The organism is Caulobacter sp., from assembly GCF_035254145.1.
Classification (GTDB): domain Bacteria; phylum Pseudomonadota; class Alphaproteobacteria; order Caulobacterales; family Caulobacteraceae; genus Caulobacter.
This window is the reverse complement of record NZ_DATFAV010000074.1, coordinates 1-6,941: the sequence shown is the minus strand read 5'-3', so window position 1 is coordinate 6,941 and position 6,941 is coordinate 1. Positions and strand designations below refer to the sequence as shown.

Below are 6,941 nucleotides of genomic sequence, written 5' to 3'. Positions count from 1 at the left end.
CGCCGGCGTGGAACACCCGCTGCGTCGCCTTCACGTAGTCGCTGGGCTTGGCGAAGAAGATGTTCGGCACGAAGGTCTGCGGGTTGCGGTCGTAGAGCGGGAACCAGCTGGACTGGACCTGCACCATGATCCGGTGACCCGGCTGGAAGGTGTAGTTCGCGGTCGGCAGGATGAACTGGTACTTCAGCGGCTTGTTGGGCGTCAGGGCCTTGGGCTGGCTGAAGCTCTCGCGATAGCGGCCGCGGAAGATGTCCATGCCCACGGCCAGTTCGTAGCCGCCCAGTTCGGGTTGGCTGGGAACCTCGTCGGGGAAGACGTCGATCAGCTTGACCACCCAGTCGCTGTCGGTGCCGCTGGTCGAGGCGAACAGGTTCACCTTGGGCACGCCGGCGATCTTCAGCGGCTCCTTCAGCGGCTCGGTGACGTAGCTCACCACGTCGGTGCGGCTTTCGGCGTGGCGCTGGTCGCTGACCAGCCAGGCCTTCCAGCGGTCGCCGTCGGCGAACTGCACCGGGCGCTGCACGTACGGCACGGGCTTGGCCGGATCCGAGACGTACTCGTCATAGGCCGCCGCGCCCTTGGCCGCGGCCGGAGCGGTGAAGGAAAGCGCGCCCTTTGCATCGAGGTAGAGGTTCTTGCCAGCCTTGCTCTCGGTCCCGCCCTGCGGCCAGGACGCATAGCGGTTCCACTTGTTCTGGCCCGGATCGTAGATCAGCACCGGCGGGGTGTCGGCCTTGGGCCCGTCCTTCAGGTACTGGTCGAAGAAGGGCTTCATCACGTCGCGACGGAACTGCAGGGCGGTGTCGCCGTCCCACTTGAACGGACCCAGATTATAGCCGTCGTAGTTGACCTGGCTGTGCCGCCAGGGGCCCAGCACCAGATAGTTCTTGTCGTTGTTCGTGTCCTTGGACTCCAGCGCCGGGTAGGAGTGCACCGCGCCCCAGATGTCTTCCTGGTCCCACAGGCCCTGGATCCACATGGTCGGCACCTTCAGCGGCGTCTTTTCCATGGTCTTGTCGAGAGCCTGCTCGCTCCAGAAGCTGTCATAGGCCGTGTGCTCGGCCAGCTTCTTCCACCAGGTCAGCTGGTCCAGGCCGTGGTTCTTGGCGTAGTCCCCGGCCGAACCCTCGCGCAGGAAGTTGGAATAATCGTCGTAACCTTGGCGCTGGACGCCTTCGCCGGCGCCGCGCACGGTGGTCTGGCGGGCGAAGTAGTCGAAATTGATCTGGCGGAAGGCGCCGTACTGGAACCAGTCGTCGCCCATCCAGCCATCGACCATCGGGCTCATCGGCGCGGCGACCTTCAGGGCCGGGTGCGGATTGACCAGGGCCATCACCACGGTGAAGCCCTCGTAGGAGCTGCCCAGCATCCCGACCTTGCCGTTGGTCTCGGGCACGTTCTTCACCAGCCAGTCGATGGTGTCGTAGGCGTCGGTGGAGTGGTCGACCTCGGACGAGTTCAGCGGCCCCTTCAGCGGGCGCGTCATCACGTATTCGCCCTCCGAGCCGTACTTGCCGCGGATGTCCTGGAAGACGCGGATGTAGCCGCCGTCGGCGACGAACGGCTCGTCTCCCTGCGGCATGGCCGCGACCATACGCGGGCTATCGGCGCGGGCGGCGCGCTTGGCGGCGTTGTAGGGCGTGCGGGTCAGCATGATCGGCAGATTCTTGCCGCCCTTGGGGACCACGATGACGGTGTACAGCTTGGTCCCGTCGCGCATCGGGATCATCACGACGCGCTTTTCGTAGTCATAGTTGATCTTGGCGGCGACGTACTTGCCGTCGATGTCCGGCGTCATCGGCGTGACCTGGGCGTGGGCGGCGACGCCAAAGGCGGTCAAGGCCGCGGCGGCCAGCAGGCCCGCGCGCAGGGTGGAGACGAGATTCATGAGTGGCCCTCCTACAGAGGGGCGCACCTTAAGTCCGGGATTTTTCGGCTGCTACACGGTGACGGCGTCACCGAGCCCATTTTTCGTCGGCGGACGGAGGGACCGAAGCGTCAGGCGCTCTGGAAGATGCTGCGGAATAGCACCGCGCCGTCCTCCGAACCCAGATCGGCGTCGAAGGCGCGGTCGGGGTGGGGCATCAGGCCCAGGACGTTGCCCTTGGGATTGATGATGCCAGCGATGTCGCGAGCCGAGCCGTTGGGGTTTTCCTTGTAGCGGAACACCACCTGGCCCTCGCCCTCGAGGCGGTCCAGCGTCTCCTCGTCGGCGAAGTAGTTGCCCTCGCCATTGCCGACGGTCATCACCGCTTGGCGTTGCTCGCCGTAGCCGGCCGTGAAGCGGGTCTGGCCGTTGACGATATCGAGCTCGACCGGCTTGCAGACGTATTTCAGGCCCGCGTTGCGCAGCAGGGCGCCGGGCAGCAGGCCGACCTCGGTCAGGACCTGGAAGCCGTTGCAGATGCCCACGACCGCCACGCCCTTGTCGGCGGCGGCGACGACCTCCTTCATGACGGGGCTCAGCGCCGCCATGGCGCCGCAGCGCAGATAGTCGCCGTAGGAGAAGCCGCCGGGCAGGACGATCAGGTCCAGGTCGTCCGGCAGCGCCGTCTCCTGGTGCCAGACCATTTCGACACGCGCCCCAGCGGAGCGCTCGATGGCGACCTTGCAGTCACGATCGCAGTTCGAACCCGGAAAAACGACGACGGCGGCTTTCATGGCGCGGGCCTGTAGCACCGTTCGGCCCTCGCTGTCATCCCGGCGAAAGCCGGGACCGCCGGAAACACGCGCTTCCTGTGGTCCCGGCTCTACGCCGCGCTTCGGCCGGGATGACAGTTCGTTACGCGCATTCGTCCAGCTCGGGCTCGACCAGTTCGCCCGTGGGCGGCGGGAAGGGCGACTTGAAGGTGAAGGCGGCCGGCGTGGAACCGTGGGCCTCGAGCAACGCCAGCTTCTCCAGGGCCTCCTCGACCGTCGGCGTGTGGCCGACGGGTACCCACCAGAGGGCCATGTAGAGGTCCATGTGCTCGAACCACTCGCGGCGGCGGCGCATGATCTCCACGTGACCGCTGCGATAGACGAAGGCGCCGAGCGAGGGGATGTCCTCCCAGACCGAGAGGTTGGGAATGAACAGGGGATCATTGTCGATCGCCAGGTCGGTGGCGTTGTTTCCCTCGCCCGTCAGCCGCCAGACGAAGCCGGGCGAGCCTTCCGCGAGCGCATTGATCCTGTCGAGGTTGTCGGCGAAGTCCCTGATCATCGGGTGATCGATCGGGGCCTTGAGCCGGCCGACATTGACCTCGGCCAGGTGGAACTTCGCACTCATTGATGGTCTCCCTTCCGCTCCGGCCGAACATCGTGTGGCGAAGCTTCGAGCGGAAGGGGGAGGCGGCGTTTTTTCAGAGTTCGATCATGTCGAAGTCGGACTTTGGCGTCCCGCACATCGGGCAGATCCAACCGGCGGGGATGTCGGCCCAGCGGGTTCCCGGCGCCAGGCCTTCGGCGGGATCGCCCTGCTCCTCGTCATAGATGTAGCCGCATGTCCGGCACTGCCAGACCTTGAAGGGCTGCTCGCTCATCGCCGCCTCAGTGCATCTTGAAGCGGATCGGCACCGACTTGGGGCCGCAGACGAAGTTGGCGGTCATCCGCGTGGGCGTTCCGTCCAGCTCGACGCTGTCGAGACGGGCGAACAGCTCCTCCCACAGGACGCGCATCTCCATGCGCGCCAGATGCTGACCCAGGCAGATGTGCGCGCCGTAGCCGAAGGCGATGTGCTTGTTGGGCGTGCGGTCGACCTTGAAGCTGAACGGGTCGTCGAACACCGTCTCGTCGCGGTTGCCCGAGGGGTAGGACAGGAACAGCCAGTCGCCCTTGGCGATCTTCTTGCCGGCCAGTTCGGCGTCGTCGGTGGCGGTGCGCATGAAGTGCTTCACCGGCGTCACCCAACGGATCGATTCCTCGATCAGGCCCGAGATCAGCGACGGATCGGCCTTGACCTTGGCGAACTGATCGGGGTTCTCGGCCAGGGCCCACAGCGCGCCGGCGGTGGTGGACGAGGTGGTGTCGTGGCCGGCCGTCGCGGCGATGATGTAGTAGCTCATCGCTTCCAGGTGACCCATCGGCTCGCCATTGATCTTGCCGTTGGCGATGATGCTGGCCAGGTCGTCGCGCGGTCTGGCCCGACGGTCCTCGGTCATGGCGTTGAAGTACATCATGAAGTCCATGACCACGGACTGGATGCTGTCGACGCCTTCGCCGGCGTCGGTGATCGTCTTGCCGCTGCGGTTCAGTTCGGGGTCGGCGTTGCCGAACAGTTCCTGGGTCAGTTTCAGCATCCGAGGCTCGTCGCTCTCGGGAACGCCCAGGACTTCCATGATGACGTGCAGCGGGTAGAGGAAGGCCACGTCTCGCGCGAAGTCGCAGCGGTCGCCGTGCTCGGCCATGCGGTCGACGAAGCCGCGCGCGATCTCACGGATGCGGGCCTCGAGCGCGCGGAGGTTTTGCGGCAGCAGCGAGCCTTGCGTGACCTTCCGATAGGCGAAGTGGTCCGGATTATCCATCTGCACCAGCGAGCGAACCAGGTGAGGGGACCCGCCCATCATCTCGCGCACCTTGCGGTCGGCCTCGATCGTGGTCAGCACGGTGGCGCGGTCGCCGTTGTGGAACAACTCGTTCTGGCGCTCGACCTCCAGAATGTCGGCGTGGCGCGTGACGACCCAGAACGGATCGAAGCCCTCGGGCTGGGCGATGTCCAAAGGCGCTTCCTTGCGCAGCCAGGCGAAGGCCTGGTCGACACGCTCGCCGTCGGCGTAGGCGGTGGGATCGACAATGTCCTTGGCGATATCGGCGGGGATCGTCACGTGTGGCCTCCTGGTGCTCCCGAGGATGGCTCGTGGCCATCTCTATTATTTGTTTGTTGTCCAACAAATAACTACGATCTGCAAGATGACATCCGTCCTTAAGGCCCCCGTCCGTCGAACGCAGTCCGATCGTCGCCAGCAGTCCGAGAGCGAATTGCTGCGCGCCGCCGCGGCGCTGATCGCCGAACAGGGGACGGCGGCGGCCACCTTCGAGAACATCGGCGCGCGGGCCGGCTACAGCCGGGGGCTGGTCACCCAGCGGTTCGGCTCCAAGCAAGGGCTGATCGAGGCGCTGATCGCCAGGCTGCAGGCGCGCATCCAGGGGCTGCTCGACGATCGGCAGCTCGACGCGCTGAACGGCCTCGAAGCGATCCTGGCCTTTGTCGACATCTTCCTGCGCAACCTGGCGGAAGACGGCGAGCTGCGGGCCTATTTCGTGCTGATGGCCGGCGCGGTGGCCGAGGTCTCGGACCTGCGCGGTCCGTTCGCGGCCGCCCACAAGGAGGTCGAGATCCGTCTGGAGGGGCTGGTGCTGCGCGGTCAGGCGGAGGGCGTTATCCGCGAAGGGCTCGACGCCGACGCGGCGGCGCTGATCGTGGGCTCATTGCTGCTGGGCCTGTCGACCCAGCTGCTGGTCGATCCAGCGCTGAACCTCGAGCCCATCCGGGAGACCAGCCTGGCGACGCTCAGGGCGAGTTTCGGGGTCTGAGGCGCGGATCCCTCCCTCTCCCTATGGAAGAGGGATTTCTATCAGGCCACGTCGATGCGGTAGCTTTCGATGACCGTGTTGGCCAGCAGCTTGTCGCACATGGCCTTGACCTCGGCCTTGGCCTTATCGGCGTCGGTTTCGGCCAGGTCGAACTCGATCACGCGGCCGACGCGGACGTCCTTGACCGATTGCCAGCCCAGGCCGTGCAGGGCGTTCTCGACGGCCTTGCCCTGGACGTCGAGCACGCCGGGCTTCAGGAACACGTGGACGGTGGCTTTCACTGACAGATTCTCCCCGCGCGCCGCCGGGCGGCGCGACACATCCCAACTGAAGGCTTAGTGCACGCCGCCTTGGATGACGGTCGGCATTTCCTTCATGATGCCGAGGCGGCGGGCCACCTCGGTATAGCTCTCGATGACGTTGCCGAGGTCGCGGCGGAAGCGGTCCTTGTCCAGCTTCTCGTTGGTGGCGGCGTCCCACAGGCGGCAGCTGTCGGGGCTGATCTCGTCGGCCAGGATGATCCGCGAGAAGTCGCCTTCGTAGATCCGGCCGAATTCGATCTTGAAGTCCACCAGGGTGATGCCGACGCCGCTGAACAGCCCCGACAGATAGTCGTTCACCCGCAGGGCCATGGCCATCATGTCGTCGATCTCCTGGGTCGCGGCCCAGTTGAACGCGGTGATGTGCTCTTCCGAGACCATCGGGTCCCCGAGCTTGTCGTCCTTGTAGTAGAATTCGATGATCGAGCGGGGCAGGGGCTGACCCTCGGTCAGGCCCAGGCGCGTGGCGATCGAGCCGGCGGCGATGTTGCGCACCACGACCTCGAGCGGGACGATCTCGACTTCCTTGATCAGCTGCTCGCGCAGGTTCAGGCGGCGGATGAAGTGGTTCTGCACGCCGATCGTGTTCAGGCGAGTCATGATGTACTCGCTGATCCGATTGTTGATGACGCCCTTGCCTTCCAGGACGGCCTTTTTCTGCGCGTTGAACGCGGTGGCGTCGTCCTTGAAGTACTGGATCAGGGTTCCCGGCTCGGGCCCCTCGTACAGGATCTTGGCCTTGCCTTCGTAAATCTTCTTGCGACGGGTCGTCATGGCTCTCGTCGAGGCCCTTCTGCAGCGTGCGCCCTACCGAAGAAACGAAAAGCGCGCGCGGCGGATAGCTGCGCGCGGCGTTCGACTCAAGGCCGCTCACTAAAAAATGTCCGGCGGAACCTACCTGAATGAGCGCGAGCGCGCAAACAAAGCGCGCCGGTTTGGTCGACGCCAAGGCTGGAAACGTCGCCTCTGGGGGCTTCCCCGGATTGCGGACGCGAGCGGCACGATATATGCAGCCGGCGTAAGAGCATGATAGCCGAAAGTGGACGCCGGTTTTGGCGACCATCATGCTCTCAATGTTTAGAATTAGAGCCTGTCGCGGCCAGATCGAT

8 protein-coding genes are annotated in these 6,941 nt (G+C 65.2%); 1 reads left to right on the top strand and 7 read right to left on the bottom strand.

Annotated elements, in window-relative coordinates; translation table 11 throughout:
• The 5 genes from VJ655_RS04080 to VJ655_RS04060 all read right to left on the bottom strand — a co-directional run.
• A partial coding sequence (locus VJ655_RS04080) for a CocE/NonD family hydrolase (protein ID WP_324109792.1) occupies positions 1 to 1,888 on the bottom strand: 1,888 nt, incomplete at its 3' end.
• Between the two features lie 110 nt (positions 1,889 to 1,998).
• A complete protein-coding gene (gene purQ / locus VJ655_RS04075; RefSeq protein ID WP_324109791.1) occupies positions 1,999 to 2,661 on the bottom strand; it encodes a phosphoribosylformylglycinamidine synthase subunit PurQ in 663 nt (220 codons plus the stop codon).
• 121 nt (positions 2,662 to 2,782) lie between these two features.
• Positions 2,783 to 3,268, bottom strand: coding sequence for a DUF3291 domain-containing protein (locus VJ655_RS04070; protein ID WP_324109790.1), 486 nt, complete (start codon positions 3,266 to 3,268; stop codon positions 2,783 to 2,785).
• Positions 3,269 to 3,341: 73 nt separating this feature from the next.
• Positions 3,342 to 3,521 carry a rubredoxin gene (locus VJ655_RS04065; protein ID WP_324109789.1) on the bottom strand — a complete coding sequence of 60 codons (180 nt, stop codon included), beginning with the start codon at positions 3,519 to 3,521 and terminating at the stop codon, positions 3,342 to 3,344.
• 7 nt (positions 3,522 to 3,528) lie between these two features.
• The gene (locus VJ655_RS04060; RefSeq protein WP_324109788.1) at positions 3,529 to 4,803 is read right to left on the bottom strand and encodes a cytochrome P450; all 1,275 of its coding nucleotides are present in this window, start codon (positions 4,801 to 4,803) and stop codon (positions 3,529 to 3,531) included.
• Between the two features lie 85 nt (positions 4,804 to 4,888).
• On the opposite strand from VJ655_RS04060, the gene VJ655_RS04055 reads away from it, so the two are divergent.
• Positions 4,889 to 5,512: a TetR/AcrR family transcriptional regulator gene (locus VJ655_RS04055; RefSeq protein WP_324109787.1), complete on the top strand. Its 624-nt coding sequence runs from the start codon at positions 4,889 to 4,891 to the stop codon at positions 5,510 to 5,512.
• Between the two features lie 41 nt (positions 5,513 to 5,553).
• On the opposite strand, the gene purS is transcribed toward VJ655_RS04055, so the two are convergent.
• A complete protein-coding gene (gene purS / locus VJ655_RS04050) occupies positions 5,554 to 5,793 on the bottom strand; it encodes a phosphoribosylformylglycinamidine synthase subunit PurS (protein ID WP_324109786.1) in 240 nt (79 codons plus the stop codon).
• A 54-nt stretch (positions 5,794 to 5,847) separates the two neighbouring features.
• On the bottom strand, positions 5,848 to 6,606 hold the full coding sequence (gene purC / locus VJ655_RS04045) for a phosphoribosylaminoimidazolesuccinocarboxamide synthase (RefSeq protein WP_324109785.1): 759 nt from the start codon (positions 6,604 to 6,606) through the stop codon (positions 5,848 to 5,850).
• Positions 6,607 to 6,941 lie beyond the last annotated feature (335 nt).

Excerpts from the sequence above, each read along its gene's own strand:
- VJ655_RS04055 (WP_324109787.1), top strand. The coding sequence starts at position 4,889 with ATGACATCCGTCCTTAAGGCCCCCGTCCGTCGAACGCAGTCCGATCGT.
- VJ655_RS04065 (WP_324109789.1), bottom strand. The coding sequence starts at position 3,521 with ATGAGCGAGCAGCCCTTCAAGGTCTGGCAGTGCCGGACATGCGGCTAC.
- purQ (WP_324109791.1), bottom strand. The coding sequence starts at position 2,661 with ATGAAAGCCGCCGTCGTCGTTTTTCCGGGTTCGAACTGCGATCGTGAC.
- purC (WP_324109785.1), bottom strand. The coding sequence starts at position 6,606 with ATGACGACCCGTCGCAAGAAGATTTACGAAGGCAAGGCCAAGATCCTG.
- VJ655_RS04070 (WP_324109790.1), bottom strand. The coding sequence starts at position 3,268 with ATGAGTGCGAAGTTCCACCTGGCCGAGGTCAATGTCGGCCGGCTCAAG.